At 37.9% G+C, this 23,620-nt stretch carries 20 protein-coding genes and 1 other annotated feature; of the genes, 10 read left to right on the forward strand and 10 right to left on the reverse strand.

Translation table 11 applies throughout. The features are described from left to right. The first annotated feature begins 28 nt into the window (after nucleotides 1-28). The 3 genes from thiM to thiE are packed head-to-tail and all read left to right on the forward strand — an operon-like array spanning nucleotide 29 to nucleotide 2,239. A complete protein-coding gene (gene thiM / locus CRI88_RS08435) occupies nucleotides 29-796 on the forward strand; it encodes a hydroxyethylthiazole kinase (protein ID WP_058843392.1) in 768 nt (255 codons plus the stop codon). Then, entirely contained in the window at nucleotides 784-1,608 is an 825-nt protein-coding gene (thiD, locus tag CRI88_RS08440) for a bifunctional hydroxymethylpyrimidine kinase/phosphomethylpyrimidine kinase (RefSeq protein ID WP_058843393.1), read from the forward strand. Before thiM ends, thiD begins: the two co-directional genes overlap by 13 nt. After that, entirely contained in the window at nucleotides 1,598-2,239 is a 642-nt protein-coding gene (gene thiE, locus CRI88_RS08445) for a thiamine phosphate synthase (protein WP_058843394.1), read from the forward strand. Before thiD ends, thiE begins: the two co-directional genes overlap by 11 nt. Nucleotides 2,240-2,309: 70 nt before the next feature. Here thiE and CRI88_RS08450 read toward each other — a convergent pair whose 3' ends face one another. The 5 genes from CRI88_RS08450 to ezrA form a co-directional block, all read right to left on the reverse strand. Continuing rightward, the gene (locus tag CRI88_RS08450; protein ID WP_058843395.1) at nucleotides 2,310-2,525 is read right to left on the reverse strand and encodes an alpha/beta-type small acid-soluble spore protein; all 216 of its coding nucleotides are present in this window, start codon (nucleotides 2,523-2,525) and stop codon (nucleotides 2,310-2,312) included. A gap of 144 nt (nucleotides 2,526-2,669) precedes the next feature. After that, nucleotides 2,670-3,881, reverse strand: coding sequence for a tRNA uracil 4-sulfurtransferase ThiI (gene thiI / locus CRI88_RS08455; RefSeq protein WP_058843396.1), 1,212 nt, complete (start codon nucleotides 3,879-3,881; stop codon nucleotides 2,670-2,672). After that, a complete protein-coding gene (locus tag CRI88_RS08460; RefSeq protein WP_058843397.1) occupies nucleotides 3,881-5,035 on the reverse strand; it encodes a cysteine desulfurase family protein in 1,155 nt (384 codons plus the stop codon). Before CRI88_RS08460 ends, thiI begins: the two co-directional genes overlap by 1 nt. 106 nt (nucleotides 5,036-5,141) lie before the next feature. Next, nucleotides 5,142-5,609, reverse strand: a complete 468-nt coding sequence (locus CRI88_RS08465) for a GNAT family N-acetyltransferase (protein ID WP_058843411.1) — start codon at nucleotides 5,607-5,609, stop codon at nucleotides 5,142-5,144. Nucleotides 5,610-5,695: 86 nt separating this feature from the next. Next, complete coding sequence (gene ezrA, locus CRI88_RS08470) at nucleotides 5,696-7,396, reverse strand: septation ring formation regulator EzrA (protein WP_036118869.1); 1,701 nt, start codon at nucleotides 7,394-7,396, stop codon at nucleotides 5,696-5,698. Between the two features lie 163 nt (nucleotides 7,397-7,559). On the opposite strand from ezrA, the gene hisJ reads away from it, so the two are divergent. Together hisJ and CRI88_RS08480 are read left to right on the forward strand one after the other, a co-directional pair. Next, nucleotides 7,560-8,354, forward strand: coding sequence for a histidinol-phosphatase HisJ (gene hisJ / locus CRI88_RS08475; protein WP_058843398.1), 795 nt, complete (start codon nucleotides 7,560-7,562; stop codon nucleotides 8,352-8,354). 24 nt (nucleotides 8,355-8,378) lie between these two features. Then, a complete protein-coding gene (locus CRI88_RS08480; protein WP_036118867.1) occupies nucleotides 8,379-8,858 on the forward strand; it encodes a GAF domain-containing protein in 480 nt (159 codons plus the stop codon). A gap of 86 nt (nucleotides 8,859-8,944) precedes the next feature. On the opposite strand, the gene CRI88_RS08485 is transcribed toward CRI88_RS08480, so the two are convergent. Next, on the reverse strand, nucleotides 8,945-10,828 hold the full coding sequence (locus CRI88_RS08485) for a sensor domain-containing diguanylate cyclase (protein ID WP_036118866.1): 1,884 nt from the start codon (nucleotides 10,826-10,828) through the stop codon (nucleotides 8,945-8,947). Between the two features lie 473 nt (nucleotides 10,829-11,301). On the opposite strand from CRI88_RS08485, the gene rpsD reads away from it, so the two are divergent. Beyond that, complete coding sequence (gene rpsD, locus CRI88_RS08490) at nucleotides 11,302-11,904, forward strand: 30S ribosomal protein S4 (protein WP_036118865.1); 603 nt, start codon at nucleotides 11,302-11,304, stop codon at nucleotides 11,902-11,904. Between the two features lie 119 nt (nucleotides 11,905-12,023). Here the strand turns inward: rpsD and CRI88_RS08495 are convergent, their stop codons facing one another. Next, entirely contained in the window at nucleotides 12,024-13,220 is a 1,197-nt protein-coding gene (locus CRI88_RS08495) for an MFS transporter (RefSeq protein ID WP_058843399.1), read from the reverse strand. A gap of 90 nt (nucleotides 13,221-13,310) precedes the next feature. Further along, complete coding sequence (locus tag CRI88_RS08500) at nucleotides 13,311-13,859, reverse strand: MarR family winged helix-turn-helix transcriptional regulator (RefSeq protein ID WP_058843400.1); 549 nt, start codon at nucleotides 13,857-13,859, stop codon at nucleotides 13,311-13,313. A 540-nt stretch (nucleotides 13,860-14,399) separates the two neighbouring features. Between CRI88_RS08500 and CRI88_RS08505 the strand changes: the two genes are divergently transcribed. Both CRI88_RS08505 and CRI88_RS08510 read left to right on the forward strand, forming a co-directional pair. Beyond that, nucleotides 14,400-15,605 carry an iron-containing alcohol dehydrogenase gene (locus tag CRI88_RS08505; RefSeq protein ID WP_058843401.1) on the forward strand — a complete coding sequence of 402 codons (1,206 nt, stop codon included), beginning with the start codon at nucleotides 14,400-14,402 and terminating at the stop codon, nucleotides 15,603-15,605. Between the two features lie 144 nt (nucleotides 15,606-15,749). Beyond that, the gene (locus CRI88_RS08510; RefSeq protein ID WP_058843402.1) at nucleotides 15,750-16,553 is read left to right on the forward strand and encodes a cobalamin-binding protein; all 804 of its coding nucleotides are present in this window, start codon (nucleotides 15,750-15,752) and stop codon (nucleotides 16,551-16,553) included. A 56-nt stretch (nucleotides 16,554-16,609) separates the two neighbouring features. On the opposite strand, the gene tyrS is transcribed toward CRI88_RS08510, so the two are convergent. Continuing rightward, the gene (gene tyrS, locus CRI88_RS08515) at nucleotides 16,610-17,878 is read right to left on the reverse strand and encodes a tyrosine--tRNA ligase (protein WP_058843403.1); all 1,269 of its coding nucleotides are present in this window, start codon (nucleotides 17,876-17,878) and stop codon (nucleotides 16,610-16,612) included. 85 nt (nucleotides 17,879-17,963) lie between these two features. After that, nucleotides 17,964-18,172, reverse strand: a binding site (T-box leader). A 102-nt stretch (nucleotides 18,173-18,274) separates the two neighbouring features. Here tyrS and CRI88_RS08520 point away from each other — a divergent pair. Continuing rightward, nucleotides 18,275-21,283 carry a transglycosylase domain-containing protein gene (locus CRI88_RS08520; protein WP_036118854.1) on the forward strand — a complete coding sequence of 1,003 codons (3,009 nt, stop codon included), beginning with the start codon at nucleotides 18,275-18,277 and terminating at the stop codon, nucleotides 21,281-21,283. A gap of 137 nt (nucleotides 21,284-21,420) precedes the next feature. Further along, nucleotides 21,421-22,302 (forward strand): NAD-dependent epimerase/dehydratase family protein, encoded by an 882-nt coding sequence (locus CRI88_RS08525; protein ID WP_036118853.1) that lies wholly within the window; start codon nucleotides 21,421-21,423, stop codon nucleotides 22,300-22,302. 171 nt (nucleotides 22,303-22,473) lie between these two features. Here the strand turns inward: CRI88_RS08525 and CRI88_RS08530 are convergent, their stop codons facing one another. Beyond that, nucleotides 22,474-23,604 carry an acetylornithine transaminase gene (locus tag CRI88_RS08530; RefSeq protein WP_036118851.1) on the reverse strand — a complete coding sequence of 377 codons (1,131 nt, stop codon included), beginning with the start codon at nucleotides 23,602-23,604 and terminating at the stop codon, nucleotides 22,474-22,476. Nucleotides 23,605-23,620: the final 16 nt, after the last annotated feature.

Below are 23,620 nucleotides of genomic sequence, written 5' to 3' on the forward strand. Positions count from 1 at the left end.
TCCATCCACAAAGGAGGACAAAAACAAAATGATATTTCAAACAATTCGTCAACAGCAACCACTTATTCATTGCATCACAAACTATGTGGTGGCAAATTTCCAAGCAAATGGTTTATTAGCATTAGGTGCTTCGCCCGTTATGGCTGACGATAGCCAAGAGGTTGAGGAAATGGTAGCAATGGCACAAGCATTATTAATTAATATTGGGACACTCAATACTCGCACCAAAAACGCCATGCTGTTAGCAGGAAAAAAAGCTAATGCACTTGGCATTCCAGTTATATTAGATCCAGTTGGGGCAGGGGCTACAACTTATCGCAAGGAAACCGTTCAATACTTACTTGAAAACATAGAATTTGCCGTAATTCGCTGTAATATCGGTGAGCTTGCGGCTATAGCCAATGTAGATTGGCAACAGAAAGGTGTAGATAGTGGTCATGGCTCCATGTCACTGGAGACGGAAGCATTACTAGTGGCACAACGATATAATTGTATCGTTATTGTAACAGGTGAACGTGATCTTATAACAAATGGCGAGCATAGCCAGTGGATAGCTGGTGGCCACCCACAAATGACAGAGGTCACTGGTACTGGCTGTTTACTTAGTGCGCTTTGTGGTGCTGCCTATGTCGCAGGTAACAAGCCATACAACCAATTAACAGAAACACTCACTTACTATAAAAAGGCAGCGGTACTAGCTTCTGCATTCACTGCAGATATCGGTGATTTTCAAATAGCTTTGCTTAATGCTATACATCGTTTATCAAAGGATGGTGAAGCATCATGCATATTGTAACGACGATTGCTGGATCAGATAGTGGTGGCGGTGCTGGTATACAGGCTGATTTAAAAACATTTCAGGAATTAGAGGTGTTCGGCACTTCCGTTATTACAGCTTTAACTGCACAAAATACAACAGGCGTGACAGGTGTTTTCCCCATTGACATTTCGTTTGTGGAAAAACAATTTCAAGCGTTAGTCGAAGATTTTCCGATTGCTGCAATGAAAACAGGCATGCTTTATTCCTCTGGTATTATCCAAGCCATCGCACGCATGATCGGTGAATTAAATATACCACTAATTGTGGATCCCGTAATGATTGCAAAAGGTGGAGAAAGCTTATTACAGCAAGAAGCTATTGAGGCGTTACGCTCATCTTTACTACCACTAGCTACGATTGTTACGCCAAATATACCCGAAGCAGAGGCTCTCACGGGGAGAACCATTCGCCATTTTGAGGATATGAAACAAGTGGCTCAAAGCTTTTTACAGCTAGGTGTACAATGCGTCATTCTAAAGGGTGGGCATTTAGCAGAACCACTTTATGCCATTGATTATGTATTTTTCAAAAATGGACAATCTTTTTCGATGCAGTCTCCACGAATCCAAACAAAAAATACACATGGTACTGGCTGTACATTTTCAGCAGCACTCACTGCTTTTCTTGGACGGGGTTTAGCGATGAAAGAGGCTATTATCGAAGCTAAAAAATTTATTCAATTAGCGATTATGCATGATTTATCCATAGGCAACGGGCATGGACCTACAAATCATTTCGCTTATCAACAGCATAAGGAAACCTGTGAGGTAATCATTCATGAAACGTGAGGATTTACAGCTTTATTTTATTATGGGAACAGGCAATGTTTTTCAACAAAATCCCATCCATCTCCTCGAAAAGGCATTGCAAGCTGGCATTACGATGTTTCAATTTCGCGAGAAAGGATCTCTTGCCTTAACTGGATTAGCCTATGAACAATTTGCACGCCAATGTCAAAAACTTTGTCAGCAGTATAATGTACCGTTTGTCGTTAACGATGATGTAGAGCTTGCTTTGCGACTTGGTGCTGATGGCGTTCATATTGGACAAGATGACTTAGATGTTGAAATGGCACGTAAAAAAATCGGGAACATGATACTTGGTGTTTCTGTACATTCACAGGAGGAATTACAAACAGCTATAGACCATCATGCTGATTATGTAGGAATTGGTCCAATCTTTGCAACAACATCTAAAAGTGATGCACAACCACCATGTGGTACAAATTTTTTACAGCAAGCTTGTCATCTTTATCCTGAATTACCGATTGTAGCGATTGGTGGGATTACTTGTACAAATGCACATTCTGTTTTTCAAGCAGGTGCTGATGGTGTTGCCGTTATTTCTGCTATCTGTGAAAGTCAAGATATTGCACACACCGTATCTACATTTACGTCATTATCTCGCATAAAAAAATGATCTATAAACAAACTAAAACCAGTGCCTTTTACGGTCACTGGTTTTAAGTTTATAAATGCTTAGTCAGCATTTATTGGTTGTTTGGCATACCTTTTAATTGAGATTCTGCCATTTGTACAAGACGTTTAGTGATTTCACCACCAACGGAACCGTTAGCACGAGCTGAAGCTTCAGCTCCTAATTGAACACCAAATTCTTGTGCAATTTCGTATTTCATTTGATCTAGTGCTTGTTGTACACCAGGTACTGCAAGCTTGTTTGAACTGCTGTTGTTGTTTGAAGTCATGTGTCTCACCTCCTTGTGAATATAGAATGTGCGATATTCGATTTTTAATACGAAAATTTTAAAGGTAAATTGTACCTCTAATGGCATCTAGCCATTAATATAAAAAAGCCGTCTCAAAATGGACTTTGAGACGGCTTTGAAACCTTATAATAGTTCTGCAAACTTATCTTGTTGTTGCTCTTCTTTCTTAGGGAAAATATAGACCTCTCGATTTTTTACTGCTCGCTCGATTAGCTCATCAAAATCAGAGAAGCTTTCATAATGCTCGACCTTTTCAAGCTTCGGCTTTGTTTTTGGACTTGTAGGTGTAAAAATCGTACAGCAATCTTCAAATGGCTGAATAGATGTTTCGTATGTGCCGATGTTTTCTGCAATATCAATGATTTCAAGTTTATCTGATGAAATTAACGGACGCAAAATAGGTGTATTCGTTACAGCATTAATCGCTGTTAAACTTTCAAGCGTTTGACTCGCTACCTGCCCAAGACTTTCACCTGTTACAATGGCAAGTGCCCCAATTTCCTCACGCACCTGATCAGCTACTTTCAACATCATACGGCGTGTTGTTGTCATCGATACATTAGAAGGTACTTTCTCTTTAATAAGAACTTGTATTTCAGTAAATGGAATGACATGTAAACGAATACTAGCACCAAATTTCGTTAGTTCATTGGCAAGTACCTTTACTTTTTCTAATGAATTTTCGCTTGTATATGGTGGACTAAAGAAGTGAATCGCTTCTAATCGCACGCCTCGCTTCATCATTAAATAACCTGCAACAGGGCTATCAATACCACCAGACAACATTAATAAAGATTTTCCATTAGACCCTACAGGCATTCCACCTGCGCCAGGAATAACTTGTGCCATCATATATGTTGCATCATGACGAACTTCTACACGTAGTTCAATATCAGGCTGCTTCACTTTGACTGATAAATTTTGAAATTGCGGTAAAACATAGCCACCAATCTCACGTTGGGTGGCATGAGATTCTAAAGGAAATGTTTTATCGGTACGTTTCACTTCTACTTTAAATGTATGCTGCTCATCTTTAAATGTCTCCATTATAGTGATGGCAAGTTTCTTCATACTTTCTATATCTTTTTCACATGCAGCCACAGGGCTAAAAGATTGAATACCAAAAATTTTAGGTAAGCCTGTTACGAGCGCCTGCATTTGTGTTTCGTTTTCTATAGCAATAAACATACGATCACGCTCTGTACGAATATGCAGTTGTCCTAGATCGGCAAAAGCATGACGAATATTTTCACGTAAGCGACGGATAAAATCCATTTTGTTGCGACCTTTTGTAGAAAGCTCACCATATCGAATTAAAATTTCTTTCCAAATCATTACTTAATTTCTCCTTTGAGTTCCAGCATGACTTCTGCTAGTACTTGTTTAAACTTTTCTATATCTTGTGCTGTGTTATGCGCACCAAAGCTCATACGAATTACACCTTTTTTATAATGCTCATCGAGGTGCAGAGCCTCGACAACATGGCTTGTTTTCGTTTGCTTCGATGAACAAGCACTTGATGTTGACACGATGATGCCACGTTTTTGCATAGCATTAATAATGACTTCCCCTTTTAAATCACGAACACTGAACGATAAAATATGTGCAGCTCCTTGTGGAGTCGATAAAATATGCACTGCCTCTCCGTATCCTTTTAGTTGCGTACGAATTTCATCTTGCCATTGACGGTATTTCATTGCACGGTCATTCAATGTTTCTACTGCTAATCGAGCCGCTTTTGCTAATGCAGCTGCTTGCGGTACCGCTACAGTACCACTTCTCAAACCAAATTCCTGACCTCCACCAAGTGCATAAGGCTGCCATCTCATGCTTTTACGAAAGGCTAATACACCTGAGCCTTTAAAGCCATGAATTTTATGACCAGAAATAGCAATACTGTCTGGACCTTCTTCTCCATTAAAGGACACAGCTAATTTCCCAAAGCTTTGAACAGCATCAACATGAAGAGCTGCTCTACTCATTTCATGAATCATTGCTGCTGCTTCCTTAATAGGCTGGATAGCACCCATTTCATTATTCACATGCATAATGCTGACTAAAATTGTATCTTTACGTATTTTAGCACGCAGCTCCTCTAAAGAAATGACTCCATGTTGATCAACTCGAAGATAGTCAACCTCATAGCCCTCTTTTGTAAGCTGTTTAACTGTTTCTAAAACCGATGGATGTTCTATTTCAGTCGTTAAAATATGCTTTCCTATATGTGTATTACTACGTGCTATACCAAAAATAGCTGCATTATTTGACTCTGTCCCACCTGAAGTAAATAGCACATTTTTTGCCTCTGTCTGCAAAATATCTGCTACTTGCTCACGTGCACGCATTAATAAATCATTTGCTTCAACTCCCATGGCATGGATGGATGCAGGATTGGCATAATACTGCTCATTCACTACCATAAATGTCTGCATAACCTCTGGTAAAGGTTTTGTTGTTGCACTATTATCTAAATAAATTGTCTTAACCATCACTTTTCACACACTTTCAAAACGTTGATTTAACGGTATTTATCATAACGCAATCTTTGGCGATTGACCACTAACTTTCACGATTCTTCAAATTTTAAATAGTATATTACACTTTTTTCAACATTGTAATAAAGATTGTTGGTGTACTAAATTCACTATCTTTGACAAAGCCGAATTTTTCATAAAGACGAATGGCTCTCTTATTAAATCGGGCCACAGTTAAACGAAGCGGTAGTTGATGCTCTTGTTGAATTGTTTTGACAATAAACGAAAAAAATGCCGTCCCTAAGCCTTGACCAGTTAGATTGGGCTTCATACCGATGCCGATATCTACATAGCATTCTGCATATGCCCCAATGTCATGTCCTTTCGGCACTTGTGCGGCTGTTCCTGTGCAATAATAGCCGATTAACTCCTCCTGCTCATTAAAGATAGCATTGTAGGGATTTTCGAGCATTTCTTGTAAGGTTTCATCTGATAAGTCATTATTATAAAAATCGTATGGTGCTGCATAATGCCATTGTAAAATTTCACTCGCATACTTCTCATTCATTTCTCGTAGCGACAGCTTCAACCGTATCATACCTTTCCCTCTATTTAAAAAGAAAGCTGTCTAAAAAGTAATCGCTATACTTTTTAGACAGCTAACAGTTATTTGAATTAATTTGACATAGACTCTTCTGCAACCATTTCTTGAATACGTTTTAAAGCACCTGGCTCCATCTCTTCAACAGCTGTTCCTGCTTCTTCTAATGCTTTCGCATAACGGAATTGATGGAATGCCTCTTCAGCTTCTTTTAAACGCGCATTCAATGTTGGATTCGAAGCACGATGACGATTTCCATACTGAATAATACGTTCAATAAGCATAACATTTTCTATTAACTCATGTGCTTTGACTTTTACATCCTCTACGCACAGTGTGGCAGCATTTAAATTATTATGAACAGTCCCCATATTTAATGGTACTTCTTGCAGGCTTTGCATAACAATGTAGATGTGCTCTGCAGCCTCATCAAGACGTGCATCCATTTCCTCAGGGATTCCTGGGATATTGGCCTTGTTCAATAAGCGATCTGTATCTTGTAATATTTTCTTTAAATTTTCAACTTGAGCGCGGGCTTTATTTTCATCAATTCGAAGTTTCTTCATTGTATTTGATAAATGTCCTTGCTCCTCATGAATTCGTTCAAGCTCTTCACTAATTTCGATTAATTCTTCCTGTAAACTAGAATAAGCCGATTTTTCTTCTCTCACACGCATAGCTAATAAGTCGTAGCGACGTTGTAATGCTTCCAATTGTTTTAATGCAGCTTTCGGAATTTCTGCATCCTTTTCGTTCAAATGATAACTTTGTTGCACATAGGTCGCTTCATCATTCACTAATTTTGTTGAAGAAATAACATTAGTGATGGAGCTTAATAGACGCTCACAATTTTGATCAACGTAATTTTTAGCAATAACCTCTTTTTCAAGTAAATCATAAAAATGATCGATTTCTTCATTTATTTCTGTCACACGAGGTTTAACTACTGTTAAATTAAGCGCTGCTAAGTCTTTTTTTAATTCATCAAACTCTTTTTCATACTTATTTAATGCCTCAGTCAATTCTAAATGCTGTAAATAGTAAGATTGATCTTCCATTTCACGCTGACCATTCCGCAATTCCTGAACCGCTCCTGGTAGCTTCACTTGTAATTCCGTTAAAATGGTTGGGACATCATTAATAAATTCAAAGGTCTGCTGTGATTCTTGATTTAAACTAATGACAATTTCGCGTGCTTGCAAATAATTCCCATCATTTGTCAATACATCAAACTCTTCAAACTTTTGTACAAATGTTTCTAGCTTTTTCTCAAGTGCAGGTAACGCTACACCAAATGAATGTTGGTGAGCAAGCAAAGTCTTTCTTGCTGAGCGATAATATTCCTTTAATTGTTCAATTTCAATTCGATTTTTTTCTTCGCTGCCAATTAATTCATTCAGTTCTTCTAAAATTTTATCTTTATCTTGTTCACATTTCTCAATATAATCTTCAATTTCACGTTCTATAAACGTCGCTTTTTTAAAACGAAGTCGATTAATTTGATCCTCAGCATCAAATAGCAATGAATCAATTTTAGTCATATGTACATCGATGACCTCATCCCAAGTATTGCGCCATCGTTCAAACATTTCTTCCGTTTCACCGTTCATGTTTAAAGATTTTACTTTTGAAATTTCTTCATTTATAGGATTATGTTGAATTTGTAATTTTTCATTTTCAAGTTTTGCAATGATTGCAACATGTTTTCTTCGCATCATAAATCCTACTATGGCTAAAATTAATAGTAGGATAATCGGAATGATGATATACTCCATCGTAAGCCTCCTATTCTACAATAAACGAATTGGCTAGTTGTCTTTATTATATACTATGTTTTCGCCTTTTGTACTAAAATTTAAGTGTTTTTCAGAAAACTGTATTTTCGCTATTGTGAAATACTTAAATAGCGCATCTATAGAGCTAAAGGAGTGGTAAATTATGAAACGTGATGGGCATATACATAGTCCTTTTTGTCCACATGGCAGTTCAGACTCTTTCGTGCAATATATTGAAAAAGCAATTTCTCACCATTTCACTGATATCACCTTTACTGAACATGCCCCATTACCAAATAATTTTGTCGATCCTACCCCGCAAAAAGATAGCGGAATGAATCCACATGATCTCATGCCCTACTTTGAGGAATTGCAACACCTACAAAAACAGTATGCACAAGATATTCGCATCCGAATTGGGTTAGAAGTTGACTATATCCAAGGTTTTGAACAAGAAACTCGGCAATTCCTTGATACATATGGACATTTTTTAGATGATGCGATCTTGTCTGTCCATTTTTTGCAATGGCAAGATTCCTTTGTATGTATCGACTTTTCTCCTGAGTGCTTTATTGATTTTTCAAAAAAAGTTGGCTCTGTTAAACAGGTTTATGATTTATATTATGATACTGTCCTACAATCCATTAAGGCCGATCTTGGTCCATACAAGCCGAAGCGGATTGGGCATCCATCTCTTGTTCATAAATTTCAGCTAGTGCATAATGAAAAAATCAATGATGCCTCACGCATCAAAGAAGTATTAGACAGCATGAAATGTGGAGGCTATGAGCTAGATATAAATAGTGCTGGTTTAAGCAAACAATATTGTCAGGAGCCTTACCCTCCATTTACTTTTATCAAGTATAGTCAAGCTATTGAACTGCCATATGTATTTGGTTCGGATGCACATAGCGCAACGGACTTACATCAACATCATAATGTTATATTACCAATATAAATAATTTTTAAACGAGGTGCTTATATGTTTACAAAAATTAATTACGAAGGATCAATTGCTGGCCAATATCTGACATTATCCAAACAATTAGATGCACTACTGACTGGCGAAACAGATTTGATCGCCAATTTAAGTAATGCCTCAGCACTTTTAAATCAGTTTTTAACTGACATTAACTGGGTTGGCTTTTATATCCTACAAGAAAATGAGCTTGTACTCGGACCCTTTCAAGGTCTTCCAGCCTGCGTGAGAATCCCCATTGGTCGTGGCGTTTGTGGAACGTCCGTGGCAACGAAAGAAACGATTGTTGTCAAAGATGTGCACGAATTTCCAGGACATATTGCCTGTGATGCTGCTTCACAGTCCGAAATTGTGATTCCATTGATAAAACAAGGCAAGATCATTGGTGTCCTTGACATTGATAGCCCCATTGTGAGCCGTTTTTCAGAGGAAGACCGCAATGGCTTAGAACAATTTGTCCAAACATTACTTCTTCATTTATAAAATATTAAAAAATTGCCCTGAAATGTTTTATATTGTCATTTCAGGGCAAATTATTTGTACAGCCATAGACATTTCGCCTTATTCGCCTATACATTAGTTTGATAAGAGCCGTCATGAATACAAAAACGATTTTTCCCACTATTTTTCGCTTCATATAAGGCTGTATCAGCATGTAAAAAAACAGATTGGAAGGCTGGTCGGTCTCGTTCATCCCATGTTATGAGGCCCGCAGAAATAGTTACTTGTGGATCTGTAGTACTCGGAATAACCTCCACAATGGCGGATGCTAATTCTAATGCTTCCTGCTCCTTAATGTTTGGTACATAAACAGACATCTCTTCTCCGCCCCATCTTGCACAAATCCCACGACTACCAATCGTCTCTTTCAATTGGAGTGCAATTTGCACAAGAATTTTATCCCCTACTTGGTGACCGTACGTATCATTGATGCGCTTAAAATTATCAATATCAATTAACAAGAACATCCCAGACTGGTCGTATTCAAGCGACTTTTCTACAAATTGATCGAGATAGCTGCGTGCATATAGTTTTGTTAAATGATCCAAATCGACCATTTCCTGAAGTTGTGTTCGTAAAATTGAATTAGCAATGGCTAAAGAGGAGTGATGAATTAACGATTGCATTAATTTAAAACTATCGAACGAAAAGAAATATGGCTCTTTATGTAAGACAATACTAAAACCATTGATCTTTTCTTCCATTAATATAGGGATCGCCATAATGGAACGGTACTCAATTTGATTCGCTGTTAAACGACTGAAATCGGCAATAAACAGTGGATCATTCGTTTGAGCAAAATGCTGCTCAACATGTTTTATATAGGTCTGCCCCTCTTCTGCATTGAACAAAGATGTACTTGCGCCCGTCACTTCAAACGTATCATTTTTTTTAAATGCGAAACAAACTTCCATTGGTTGAAAAGATTTCAGTAACTGCTTTTGTAGGAAAAGTAACATTTCATGAATGTCAATCCGCATATTTAAACGATGTGATGTTTCATTGATGAGTTGTAAATCGCTTACAAGACGATGCGATTGATGATATAATTTTGCATTTTCAAGTGCATTTCCTGACGCTTGTGCAAGCATTCGTACGAAGTCTTTTTCAGTCGTTGAAAAAAGATAAGTCGTTGGTGCACTTACTTGCAAGATGCCATAGATAGCTTGCCTGCCCTTTATCGGCGCATTTAACAATCGACAATTTAAATCACTCGCTAGTTCTGTTGTTAACTCTCCTGATACAAAAGCCTCAATTGTAGCAGGTCTTTCTGATAAATAATCAAAAAGCTTAATATCGATGGTCGTATGTCGATCTTGATCATTCGATAATATAAGCTCTACATTAAACTCAGGGAAATTATCCCTTATATTTTTCAATACATTTTCTAAAATTAAATCAATATCCATTGTTGAATGAAATAAATCAGTCATATTATAGAGTTTTCTATATTGATCTTCGTTTATTTTGACATCTAAATTGTCCCTCATCATTTGAAGAACTTTCGAAAGTATTTCTATACACTCTTCACCATAATCCGAGGTCATAAAGTCATTCCAAGACTCTGATGCCTCCACAAGTAATACACCAATGGGATGTTTGCCCTCTGCTTGGAAAAGCACCATATCTGTCATCATTGAATAGGCCTGTCTTGCTTTTATTATATAAGGAATTTTCACTACTTTTTGTTGATAAAAACTAGCTTCGATCATCAGCCATGACACAGCATTTAGCTTTGTTTCAATTGTTAATGAAGCCATCTCCTCAATAGGTATTAATGAATTACCTTCAAAGCTGAGAAAAGCTGCATTATCAATTTTCAAGTGCTTCTTTAGACACTGTTTTAATGAATAAAAATACCCATTAAAACTAGCTTGTTCTTCATTAGAACTCACCCAAAAGCTCAAAACATCAGATTTTATATATTTTAGCGTTTGTAAATGGTCTGTCATGAAATCACCTTTTCTATATAACGTCCAAATCAATTACTATTAACTTATAATATATTATACATAATTTGTGTCATTTTGACTATGTAATTATCCCTTACTTTTACATTTTACATTACACAGCGTATCATTAACTATTTTCACATCATTTGAAATAGGTCTTAAGGAATTTCCTACTATGAAAACTCATGATGAAATTTTATATGTTAATAATTGACGTCCTTGTCCTGAGCAGTTACAATGGAGTTTGTGTAAAATAAACGCAGCAGTGGTATAAGCTTATAACTGTATTTTATTCCTCTATTTTCATATGTACAACTACTTAGATTCTTCTAGCAACGGAAATTAGATGGTGTATTGTGTAACCTAACGGCTGCATAGGCGAAAATACATGAAAATAAAATGCGTGTAAGAATGGGTACTACTGGTTTTTGTTTTACAACAAAAAAACCAAATTTAAAGGAGGAGACAACAATATGTCTCGTTATACAGGTCCATCTTGGAAATTATCACGTCGTCTTGGTATCTCACTAAGCGGTACAGGTAAAGAAATCGAAAAACGCCCTTACGCACCAGGTCAACACGGTCCAAACCAACGTAAAAAATTATCAGAATACGGTTTACAACTTCAAGAGAAGCAAAAACTTCGTCATATGTATGGTATGAACGAACGTCAATTCCGTACACTATTTGACCGCGCTGGTAAAATGAAAGGTGTTCACGGTGAAAACTTCATGATCCTTCTTGAAACTCGCCTTGACAACTTAGTTTACCGTTTAGGTTTAGCTCGTACTCGTCGTGGTTCTCGTCAATTAGTTAACCATGGTCACATTTTAGTAGATGGCAAACGCGTTGATATCCCATCATACAGCGTAAAACCAGGTCAAACGATTTCTCTTCGTGAAAAATCTCAAAACCTTGCTGTTGTAGCAGAAGCTATCGAAGTAAACAACTTCGTACCTGACTACTTAACATTCGACGCTGACAAAAAAGAAGGTACATTCACTCGCCTTCCTGAGCGTTCTGAATTATCAGCTGAAATCAACGAATCATTCATCGTAGAGTACTACTCTCGTTAATGACAACAAAAGCCCTGAAATCCCTTGTATATCAAGGTTTCAGGGCCTTTTTATTGTCTTCACCATATAATTGTAATAATAATTTTTACTTAGAGCTTCATCCTAACACCCCTAAACAATCAATTTGCACTTTTGTTGTTTCCAATTGTAATCATTAGTGCGGAAACGAATCCGATACTAAGTGTGATAGCTAGAAGAAGAAAGGCTACAGCAAAGCTACCAGATTGTATCAAATAAACAGATATGAATGGTGCAACACTTGTTCCAGCAAATAAAATGACTGTATACATAGAGACCGCAATCCCTCCCATATTCCAGCCTAACTGACTAACAAGTGTTACTAATGAAGGAACCGCCAGTGCAATCCCACCGACAAATAAAATACTAATAATCGTTAAACCAGCTATTGTTGAAACAAAGCTCATCACCGTTAGTGAGATAATCGAAAGACATAAGGCCAATTTTAATACAAATAGTACATTAAAACGCTTTGCTAATTTCCCTGCAAATGGTGACATCACCATTCCTACTATCCCAAAGGCACGAATGTAAATGAGGTTCTGACTTTTCATACCAAAGGAATCACTCGTTAAATATGCCCCCAAAATAATGTACATACTGACAAATGACATTAATAAAACAAATGCAATGATATAACTAAATATCAAATTTCTATTGGTGAAAATAATACCGATTCTCTTCAAGGGAGCCCATATATTTTTGGTTTCATTGTGAACGATTCCCTTCGGTAAGATCCACACGACTAACAAAGCAGTCATAGCATACACTACAGCAAGCACATAAAAGATGACGTGCCAATGACTATGTTCACTTACATATCCACTAAATACCTGACCAACTATACCTGCTACAAGAAATCCCGTACTAATAAAACCAACTGCCCCAACTTTTCGATCATTTGGAAAAACCTCAAGAGTATAAGCAAGCGCTACTGGTGAAAATGTAGCTGCCGCAAGCCCTTGTAATCCTCTCAATAGAAGAATAAAAGAAAAATCATTAACTAAACCTAGAAGTAACGTTATCACACTTAATGAAAAAAGCCCAAATACGATGACATTTTTACGTCCATATTTTTCTGATATTGCACCATAGAAAAAACACCCTAGCGCAAAGCCAAGTGAAAAAACACTTGATGTAAAACCTGCTTTAGACAATGAAATATGAAAATAATCACTGAATAAACTAATAAGAGGTATTGTTAAATAGAGGCTCGACATCACCACCATACCTGTCCAGGCTAGAATAGTTGTCATTAAAGTATAATTTGCGCGATTTCCTGAAATTACAATGTTCATTAAATAAATCACCCTTTTAGTTTGATTAGCTTATAGTTAGATAATCTAATTAAACAACTAAAAATTAAACTGTATCAATATAGCTACAGTTTAACGTTCCACCTTTAGTTTTCTTTGTATAGATTTTAATAATTTACTCACTAATTTCTCGAATACTTTTCGTTCATCAGGTTCCAAATCGATTAAATTAGAAGCACATGACGACCAATAAGTCGGTAAAACCTCAGCGATAAAAGTACGCCCTTCATCAGTTAAACTTACATAGATCTTCCTCCGATCTTCTTTACTATGATTCCGTACAACAAGATTTCTCTTTTCTAGCCAATCCAGCATTGATGTTGCTGATGCCCTCGTAATTCCCAATCGTTTAGCTAAAGCAGACGGAGTCGCACGTCTCTCTTCATGTAGTGTCAGCAATAGTAATAAGTCCAATTTACTTTCTGTAATTCCAAAAGGAGCTAACTCATTGTCTGTTACATCTAAAACATGATCACTTAACCATAACAACATTAATCCCAATTTTGCATCTTCTTGATTTGTCTCACTTGAAGAGGACGCCTGAATCAGTTCAATATATGGCTCTACCCCTAACACTGGTAAATCATCTTCATTCGTGTACGTTTTCTTAAGTTTTGTCATTGAATCACCTTTTAATTAGATTATCTAACTATTAACCATTCTAACTATAAAATTAATCTAATGCAAGAACTTTTATTTCCACAAATTTCTTCAAAATAAAGTCACTATTTTTTAGCGCAGACGCATTTCATTATAACGAGCAATAATTTTTCTCCTCTCATATTGTGACAATCTTATGTACTTTAAAATAGTAATTACACAGTTTCAAAATAACATAATCACTACCTTAATAATAAAAACAAAATATCAGTTATTTACTATTCAACTACTCATAAAAATAGAACCATTTTCCAAAAAATATATTTTACTTTCATAGTAAAATATTTTTCAAACCACATTAAATTCAATATTCTTATACAAAACTACTTTCTAAACACCCTTTCAACACCTTAACTTTTTTGTGAAATAATAACATGAATAAAATGAACAATTTTAATAAAAATACGAGTTGAACTTTCACAAAAAATAGAATACGATGAATTCCGAAAGGTGGTTCACCATCATTCAAGCAATAATAATTTTTAAAAAGGGGTTGGAAATATGTCAGACGTTCTAAAGCAATTTGTTATGCCGAAAACAAACTTATTTGGACCTGGAGCAATTCAAGAAGTTGGTAAACGCTTAAACGATTTAGAAGTGAAAAAGACATTAATCGTAACAGATGAGGGATTACACAAATTAGGTCTCTCAGAACAAATTGCAAACATCATTACAGCTGCTGGAATCGATGTAGCAATTTTCCCTAAAGCAGAACCAAATCCAACAGATCAGAATATTGAAGATGGCGTAGCAGTATATCATGCTGAAAACTGCGATTCCATTGTTTCTCTTGGAGGAGGCAGCGCACACGATGCAGCAAAAGGTATCGGACTTATTGCTTCGAATGGTGGACGCATTCATGACTATGAAGGCGTTGACAAATCACAAAATCCATTGGTGCCATTAATTGCGATCAATACAACTGCTGGGACAGCAAGTGAAATGACTCGATTCACAATTATTACAGATACAGCACGTAAAGTGAAAATGGCCATTGTTGACAAACATGTAACACCGTTATTATCCATTAATGACCCCGAGCTTATGATTGGCTTACCACCTGCTCTAACTGCGGCTACTGGCGTAGATGCATTAACACATGCGATTGAATCATTTGTTTCTACTAATGCTACGCCAATTACAGATGCATGTGCTGAAAAGGTACTTCAACTCGTTCCTGAATTTTTACCGCGTGCTTATGCGAACGGTGCTGATTTAGAAGCGCGTGAGCAAATGGTGTATGCTCAATTTTTAGCAGGAATGGCCTTTAATAATGCATCGCTTGGCTACGTGCATGCGATTGCTCATCAATTAGGTGGCTACTATAATTTACCACATGGCGTGTGCAATGCTATTTTATTGCCACATGTTTGCCGCTACAATGTAACAGCACGTACAGAGCGCTTTGCTCGTATCGCTGAATTATTAGGAGAGAATGTGGAAGGATTAAGTAAGCGTGATGCCGCTGAAAAGGCTATTACAGCTATTGAAAAGCTATCACAAGATTTAAATATTCCTAGCGGCTTCCGTGAATTGGGTGCAAAAGATGAGGATATCGAAATCTTAGCGAAAAATGCAATGCTGGATGTTTGTGCTGAGACTAACCCTCGTAAAGCAACACTAGAGGATATTAAACAAATCATTACTAATGCAATGGGGCCTCTTGCGAAAAAAGAGGAGTCACTCGAAGCGGTTGTCCTTTCTTAATCGAGGAATTCATATAAGCCTATCATGACAATAGATGGAGAAAACGCTTGTTTTCTCCACTTTTTTATAGGTTCAGTATACATACATTGTCTATACTAGAAACTCTCGCTATACTTTTCTTAAAAAGAATAGGAGAAAAACGATATGCGTTTAATTTCAATTTGTCCTAGCAATACAGAATTAGTCGCTTATTTAGGGCTGACAGACCAGCTCGTTGGTGTCGATGATTTTTCTGATTGGCCAGCTACGGTTAAAGATTTACCACAGCTTGGACCAGATTTATCGATTAATATGGATGCACTAGAGGCATTACAGCCTGATCTTGTCCTAGCTTCCTTAAGTGTGCCTGGGATGGAAAGAAATATTGAAGCATTGAAAGAAAGAAAGATTCCCCACATCATTTTTAATGCAAACTCACTAGAGGAGATTGCCCAGGACCTTCTGACACTTGGAAGAGCTTGTCATGTGGAAAAACATGCACAGGCCATCGCCGAACAATACATGGATTCTATCGAAAAGATGCGTTCCATTGCACAGACTATCCAAAAGAAACCTACTCTTTATTGGGAATGGTGGCCCAATCCTATTTTTACACCAGGAAAAATAAACTGGCTTACGGAAATTAGTGCTATTGCAGGTGGGGTTAATTTATTTCAGGATGTAGATCTTGCCAGTGTTCAAACGGATTGGGCAGATGTCGTTGAGCGAAAGCCCGACTACATTATGATGGCTTGGGTAGGTGTAGCATTTGAGCGTATACAGCCTGCTAATTTATTAAAACGTCCACATGCTAAAGAGCTACATGCCTTTCAAATGAAACAGCTTCACGTAATGGAAGAATGGCTGTATTGCCGCCCCTCTCCACGGCTGATCGAAGGTGCCTTAAAGCTTGCGAACCTATTACATCCTAAAGAATATAAACAGATAAAACCTCCAAGTTTCTTATAAATGAAAAAAGCAACATCCCCCTGAACAAGAGGATGTTGCTTTTTCATTTATAGAAATTAAACGAACTTCACCATATGATATTTTTTCTTACCACGACGCACAATGCTGAATGCATCCTCTAAACGGTCCTTGGCATCGAATACATATTCTAAGTCCGTCACCTTCTCACCATTTACACTAATCGCACCATTCGATACGTCCTCACGGGCTTGACGTTTTGAGGATGAGATGCCTGCTTCCACAAGAAGGTCTACAATATTCTTGTCCACTTTAGCCATTTCAATAGAAGGAACATCTTTAAAAGCATCTTTCATTTCTTCAGCTGAAAGTGCTTTTAAATCCCCTGAGAATAAAGCGGCAGTAATACGAATGGCTTGCTCTAATGCCTCTTGACCATGAATTAAACGAGTCATTTCTTCTGCAAGAGCTTTTTGAGCCTTACGTAAATGCGGCTCCTCCTCTACAGAGACTGCTAATGCTTCAATTTCTTCACGAGAAAGGAACGTAAAAATTTTTAAGTATTTGATCACATCCGCATCAGCAGCATTGATCCAGAATTGATAGAACTCATATGGAGATGTTTTCTTACTATCTAACCATACAGCACCACCTGCTGTTTTACCGAATTTTGTGCCATCTGCTTTCGTTACTAGAGGAATCGTAATCCCGAATGCTTTCGTTTCTTCCTCATGTGTTTTACGAATAACTTCTAAGCCTGTTGTAATATTACCCCATTGGTCAGAGCCACCTACTTGTATACGACAATTGTAGTGATTGTATAAATGATTGTAATCAATACCTTGGATTAACGTGTATGCAAACTCTGTAAACGAAATCCCTGTGTCTAGACGAGAAGCAATCGTATCCTTTGCTAACATGTAGTTTACGTTAATTAATTTACCGTAATCACGTAAAAATTCAATTGTATTGATATTGCCAATCCAGTCGCGGTTGTTCACAAGCTGTGCACCGTTGCCAGCTTCTGCAAAATCAAAAATACGCTCTAATTGACTGCGAATTCCTTGGACATTTTTATCGATTTGCTCTACTGTTTGTAATTGGCGCTCTTCTGAACGACCAGATGGGTCACCTATCATCCCTGTTGCACCACCAACAAGTAAAATTGGACGGTGACCAGCTTTTTGGAAACGGCGAAGCGTTAGAAGTGGCACAATATGACCAATATGCATTGAGTCTGCTGTTGGATCGACACCACAGTATAAAGATACCGATTGATCATCTAATAATTTTGCCATACCTTCCGCATCTGTTTGTTGGTATAGCAAACCACGCCATTCTAAATCTTGTAATAATTCATTTGTCATATTAATTCCTCCTAAAAATGGTTGAAATGCGTTACGTGTATGGGCTTATTTAAATAAAAAAAGTCCCTACACGCAAATAATTGCATGCAGGGACGTTAAGTTACAAACTAACGCGGTACCACCCGGCTTGAAGATGTCATCCATCTTCCACTTCATTCAACCGCCTTTATCGCAGGCGCGCACGTCTAAGCTCCAAGCACGTAATTCGTCTCTACACTATGACCAGTTTTCACCAACCACTGGCTCTCTAAACAGGGAATATAGATACTACTGCAAACTCTTCATCACTAGAAAACTATAAACATAATTCTATACGAATCTATTTCAAAGTCAATAACTATGTTCGAGCTAAAACATTATGTGCTATAATAGACAAGATTTTAGGAGGTCGATACATTGAAAGATTGGATTGAAAAAATCAATGCGAAGATCGATGAATTACTTGAACAAAAATGGATGAAGAAATTACGTATTTCAGGTAGTGTTACCTGGAACTTATTTTTACTATTTTTAGTCTTTGCATTGGTGGGCACTGTATTTGTCGGATCAGTTGGAGCTGGGTATTTCGCTTCTCTCGTAAAAGAAGAGCCATTACGCTCAAAAGAAGAGTTGCGCAATCAAATTTTTAGTTATGAAGAAACCAGTGAAATTTATTTTGCCAACGATATTTATATTGGGAAGTTACGGACAGATTTGGATCGCCGTGAAACATCACTTAGCAATGTAGCACCAGATGTTGTGAATGCTGTTCTAGCAACAGAAGATGAATATTTCCGCGATCATAACGGCATAGTACCAAAGGCGGTTGTTCGTGGTTTATTACAAGATGTCACTAACTCTGCTACGCAAACAGGTGGATCTACCCTTACTCAACAGCTTATTAAAAACCAAGTACTAACAAACGAAGTATCCTATGAACGTAAAGCTAAGGAAATCTTACTGGCAATGCGTTTAGAACATTTTATGACGAAGGAAGAAATATTAGAGGCTTACTTAAATATTATTCCGTACGGTCGTAACTCTTCAGGTCGAAATATTGCTGGTGTTGAAACAGCCGCTGAAGGGATTTTTGGTGTGAAAGCTAAAGAATTATCTCTTCCACAAGCTGCTTACATAGCTGGTATTCCACAGGCACCATTTGCCTACACACCTTTTACGAATACAGGTGAACTGAAAAGTGAAGAAGCTTTAAAGCCGGGTATTGATCGTATGAAAACGGTACTATATCGTATGAAAGAAGCTGGTTATATTGACGACGCGCAATACAAAGAAGCTTTAGATTATGATATAGCGGCAGATTTCCGCGGACCAGAAATGCGTGCGGAGGATCGTTACCCATGGCTAACATATGAGCTTGAAGCTCGTGCAAAAGAAATTATTGCAGAGAAACTAGCAAAAGAAGATGGGGTTGACCCAGAACGATTAAAAGCAGAAAAAAAACTAAAGGATAAATACACAATTTTAGCAGATCGTGATGTTCGTTCAAAGGGCTATCGTATTTACTCAACCATTAATAAAGATATGTATGATTCCATGCAAAAGGCCGCGAAGGACTTCCAGTATTACGGTCATACGTATACTGGTAAAGGAAAAGATTCTGTCACTGGTGAAGAAATAGATATTGAGATGCCTGTACAAGTGGGCAGTATTTTAATAGAAAATACTACAGGGAAAATTTTAAGCTTTGTCGGTGGTCGAGACTTTAAAACAACACAAGTAAACCACGCTACACAGGCTTTTCGCTCTAACGGTTCTACTATGAAGCCATTACTTGTTTACGCTCCTGCTATAGAATATGGGGTAATCGGTGCAGGTAGCCCACTCGTTGATGTGAAATTCTCGATTGGTTCCTGGAGTCCAAGTAACTATATTACGAGTGATGAACGAGGTCTTATTCCAGCTCGTGAGGCATTAGCAGACTCTCAAAATATTTCAGCGCTCCGTTTATATAATGACATTATTAATAGACGCCCTGCTGATTTATTAGTAAAAATGGGATTCACAAAATTACATCCTGATGATTTTACAAACTTAGCAACGGGTATCGGTGCTTTAAGTGAAGGGACTACTGTTGAAGAAAACACAAATGCCTTTGCAACTTTTGCAAATGGTGGACAATTCATTGATGCTTATATGATTGATCGAATTGAAGACCAAGAAGGAAATATTGTTTATCAACATGAAGTGGAACCTGTCCAAGTGTTCAGTCCCGAAACATCTTATATCGTGACAGATATGTTACGTGATGTTCTAACGAAGGGAACAGGGACAATGGCACGAAATACGTTAAAATTCTCTTCTGATTTCGCTGCAAAAACAGGGACTTCTCAAGAGTATAAAGATGTTTGGTTAGTTGGCTATAATCCAAATGTATCCCTTGGTGTTTGGATGGGGTACGATCAGCCTCGTACACTTTATGCATTTAACAATACGTATTTACAGCCAAGTGTTCGTGTCAATAAGCTATGGGGCACTTTAATGAATGCTGTTTATGATGCAGACCCTCAATTAATTGATCCGCCGACAAGCTTTAAGGCGCCTAAAAATGTTGTGACTGCTTCATTCTGTGGTATTTCAGGTATGGCACCTTCTGCCGCTTGTGCAAACGCAGGTCTTGTACGTTCAGATTTATTTAATGCGAAAGTATTTTTACCGTCACAGCCTGATGATAGCTTAGCATCTTCAAGTGTTGTAACGATTAAAGGAAAAACCTATAATGCTCTGCCAAATACACCAGCAGAATTTGTTAAATCAGGTGGTGCAGGCATTAATCAAGCATTTATCAAACGAATGCTAGGAAGACTTGGTGGTAACCCAGCTAGTCTATTACCAAAGAATTCAACATTGTCGAATTCATCTGTATCAGCAGTTGATTTCCCAGCGGACGATAGCCCACCAGCAGCTGTAACAGCTACAGTAAATGGCTCGACATTATCATGGTCAGAGTCATCAAATGATGTTGTTGGTTATCGTATCTACAACGTTACGAATGGTGGTAACACACTTGTAACGTCTGTGCTAGAGTCAACACAAAGTATCTCTGTTGCTAGTGGACAAGCATATGTTGTGGTCGCTGTAGACATTACAGGTCTAACATCACCACAGTCTAATGTTGTTTCTACTGGTGGTAGCGAAAATGAACCTGACCCAGAGGAAAACGAGCAAGAACCAATTCCACCAACAACGCCACCTACAAATGGCAATGGCTCTGGTAGTAACGGTAATGGTTCTAATAATGGGAATGGCTCTAATAATGGCAACGGCTCTGGTAATAACGGCAACGGCTCTAATAACGGCGAGGGCTCTGGTAACAATGGCAATGGAACTGAAAACCCGGAAGATGGCTCAAATGGAGGAGACAATGGCAACACCCCTCCTCCTGACACATCAACAACAAGACGCTAATCTATGTTGCTTAGCATAAAGCAATCGAATAAAACAATCTAGCTAAACAGACTTACTACATCATTACTTATGAATTGTAGTAAGTCTGTTTTTTTGTCATTATAAAGAGGACTACTATTTTGAAGGGGGGAAAAAATATGAACATATTAGTTTTAGGAGGCACACGTTTTTTTGGTAAAAAGCTGGTGGAACTTTGTATTCAAAATGGACATGATGTAACGATTTTAACACGTGGTCAAAGCGGTAATCCCTTTGGTACAAATGTTAAGCAATTAGTGGCCAATCGTAATGATCGTGACGCTTTAGCACAGGCACTAGCTAATACTACATGGGATATTGTTTATGATAATATTTGCTATTCTCCCAACGAGGCACAAGCAATTTGTGAGCTATTAAAGGGGAAAACTAAAAAACTGGTTTTCACCTCTACTCTTTCAACCTATGAAGTAGATGGAAAGATGAAAAAGGAAGAAGACTTTGACCCATTCCAGTATCAAATTCGCATGGGTCAACAAGAGGAATTTTCTTATGGCGAGGGCAAACGACAAGCAGAGGCTGTCTTATTTAAAGAGGCTTCGTTCCCAGTTGTCGCTGTACGTTTTCCGATTGTGATGGGGGAACATGACTATACACATCGTTTACATTTCCATGTTGAACGTATTTTACAGGATCAACCGATCACTCTACCAAACATAGATGCAAAAATGAGCTATATTACAGATGAGGAAGCAGCTGCATTTTTATATTTTACTGGTGTTACTCCTATAGAAGGTCCATACAACGCTACTGCGTCTGGTACTATATCACTTAAGGATCTAATAGCTATGATTGAAGAGATAAGTGGTAAGCGTGCAAAAATTTCACTTATTGGCGGAAATGAGGAATCACAGTCACCCTACGGAGTTCCTGCAGACTGGTATATGTCGAATGAGAAAGCAGAGAAAGCAGGATTTACATTTAGTCAGCTTGAAAAGTGGCTACCCGAATTAGTGAGCACTTTAGTAAAACAGCTCCAATAACTTTTTAACAACACAAGGCGGCTGGTACAAGAGGATTTTATCCAATGAAAAACCCAAACTATTTAACGAAACGCTCATCTAGTGTTTCGTAATAGTTTGGGTTATCTATTTATATAAGAAAATGTCTAGCCTTCATCATGGACAATTAATTATAACCCATCCTCTATTCGTTCAATGTAAAATCGTCTTTAAAATAGCCACTGCTTTGTCAATCTCTTCCTTTGTGACCGTTAATGGTGGCAAGAGGCGAATAACAGTTGGTCCTGCCCCCACTAATAAAAGACCACGCTCTTCTGCTGCGGCAATATAAGGTGCTACCTCTGTATTACCACAACCAATCCCTAACAACAGACCCTGTCCCTGAATGGTATAGCTAGAAGGTAAGTTTGCTTTTAGCTGAGCCACAAAATAAGCCGATACTTCTCGTACCTGCTGTAAAAATTCCGGCTCAAATACATGGCTCAAAACAGCTTGTGCTACATTCATTGCAAGAGGATTTCCACCAAATGTTGTACCATGTGTTCCAGGGCTAAATGTCGCATGAAGCTCGGCAGTTCCTAGCATGGCGCCAACAGGGAAACCACCGCCTAATCCTTTTGCCAATGTCATAATATGTGGTTTTAATACCGTTTGTTCAAAGGCATAGCGTGTGCCCGTTCGTCCAATACCTGTTTGTACTTCATCAATAATTAGCAGTATCCCTTTGTCATCACAAGCTTTTGTAATAGCTGCTGCAAATTCTGCTGATACGCTATTGACACCGCCCTCTCCCTGAATCATTTCCAGCATAATAGCTGCTACCGAATCATCAATGGTTGCTTCCAGTGCGGCCACGTCATTGAATGGCAAAATCGTAAACTTTTCTACGAGTGGTCCAAAGCCATTATGTACTTTGCCTTGACCTGTTGCAGACATGGCGCCAAAGGTACGACCATGAAAGGATTTTTCAAATGTAATAATATGATGTTTTCCTGTATGCTTCCGCGCTAATTTAATAGCCGCCTCATTAGCCTCTGCTCCACTATTACAGAAAAAGGCATGAGCAAAGTGCGTATGGGCGATTAATTTTTGTGCTACCTTCTCCTGACCCGGTATATCAAAAAGGTTTGATATATGCCATAGCTTTTCACTTTGCTCTTGCAGTGCCTGCACAATGGCTGGATGGGCATGACCAAGGCTCACTACAGCAATTCCACTAGTAAAATCTAAATATTGTTTCCCTGTAGAATCTTCCACAACGGTCCCATGTCCTTTGACAATTTGTGCGCGGCGCTTACCGTAGTTTCCAAATAAAGCACTCATGTTATCATCTCCACTA

The sequence above is a fragment of the Lysinibacillus fusiformis genome (assembly GCF_002845985.1).
In the GTDB taxonomy this organism is placed as follows: domain Bacteria; phylum Bacillota; class Bacilli; order Bacillales_A; family Planococcaceae; genus Lysinibacillus; species Lysinibacillus fusiformis_D.